Source organism: Mesorhizobium sp. M7A.F.Ca.CA.002.05.1.1 (genome assembly GCF_003998335.1).
Lineage (GTDB): Bacteria > Pseudomonadota > Alphaproteobacteria > Rhizobiales > Rhizobiaceae > Mesorhizobium.
In genome coordinates this window covers 1-1125 of record NZ_RZQI01001319.1, presented here as the reverse complement: position 1 = coordinate 1125, position 1125 = coordinate 1, and the positions used below count along the sequence as shown (strand labels likewise).

The window sequence follows — 1125 nt, the reverse complement described above, 5'->3', positions numbered from 1 at the left end:
GTCTTCACACCAGCATCACTGCCACTCTCGGTTCCACTGGAATATGGCGGCAACGTGGCCTAGCGCCCGAATCCGACTGACCGGCATTCCGAAAAGGACGGACCGATGCTTTTGGGTATCGGGTCGGAGCCGTCGCCGACATGGGGTCGACTGCCGCGCGGCAGGACCGGCAGCCAGCCGCGAACGACCCTGGCTCAAGGCTTCGAACCCGGAGCCTCCAACTCGGAACATCGTTGCAGCACTTGGTTCTCAGGGTAACGCAATATCTTGCTGTCATCGAGTTTGAGCAGCAGCGCCCGCCTCTTTTCCACACTGTCGGTATCGTCCGAGCAAGTCAGGTCCAAAATGACGGCGTCCAGGCCTTTGATCTTCTGGACTTTGTCGATTGTGCAGCCGACTTCCCACATTTCCACCGACTTATCGGTGAACGTCACTCTGGAGTCATTGCCGTCGCACGGGCTGCTGCCTTCCATGGCGAAGGCATCCTTCCACCATTCCTCGGCGAAAGCCGTTTCTGACGCAAGCAGTAGCGCCGCCGCGACAAAACAGATCTTGAAACGCCTGCTTCGACCCATCATGCCCCCTTGTGCGGCGACATTAGGCATTGTGGAAGCGAAAGCAAAGCGTGGCCCACGGGGTTGCGGTCAGCCGACAAACAGATGAACTCAAGTCGCCGTCAGTCGCTAGAAAAAGGCCGATGCCTCTCGGCACCGGCCCTGACTGAAGGTCGATATTTCGGCCGCGTTTCTGTGGCGCGGGCCGGATCCGATGCGGCGCCTTACATCCGGTAGGCGATGGTGTCGTTCCAGAAGCGGTCGAGCCGCTGCAAAGCACGGTTCATCTGCTTGAACTCGTCGGTGTTGATGCCGCCGACCTGCTCGATCGAGCCAACATGACGCTCGTAGAGGCCGGCAACGACCTCCGCCACCTCGTTGCCCTTCGGCGTCAGCGAGACACGGACCGAACGGCGGTCGATGCGCGAGCGCTGGTGATTGATGAAGCCGAGATCGACCAGCTTCTTCAGATTGTAGGAGACGTTCGAGCCGAGATAGTAGCCACGCGAGCGCAGTTCGCCGGCGGTCAGCTCGGAATTGCCGATATTGAACAGCAGCAGCGCCTGGATGG

2 protein-coding genes are annotated in these 1125 nt (G+C 60.0%); both read right to left on the bottom strand.

Going from position 1 to position 1125, the window contains the following annotated elements; genetic code table 11:
- Positions 1 to 194 precede the first annotated feature (194 nt).
- Positions 195 to 605: a hypothetical protein gene (locus tag EN939_RS35220; protein ID WP_236383325.1), complete on the bottom strand. Its 411-nt coding sequence runs from the start codon at positions 603 to 605 to the stop codon at positions 195 to 197.
- 173 nt (positions 606 to 778) lie between these two features.
- On the bottom strand, positions 779 to 1125 hold a 347-nt coding region (locus tag EN939_RS35215), incomplete at its 5' end, for a MarR family winged helix-turn-helix transcriptional regulator (RefSeq protein ID WP_127271944.1).

Excerpts from the sequence above, each read along its gene's own strand:
- EN939_RS35220 (WP_236383325.1), bottom strand. The coding sequence starts at position 605 with ATGCCTAATGTCGCCGCACAAGGGGGCATGATGGGTCGAAGCAGGCGT.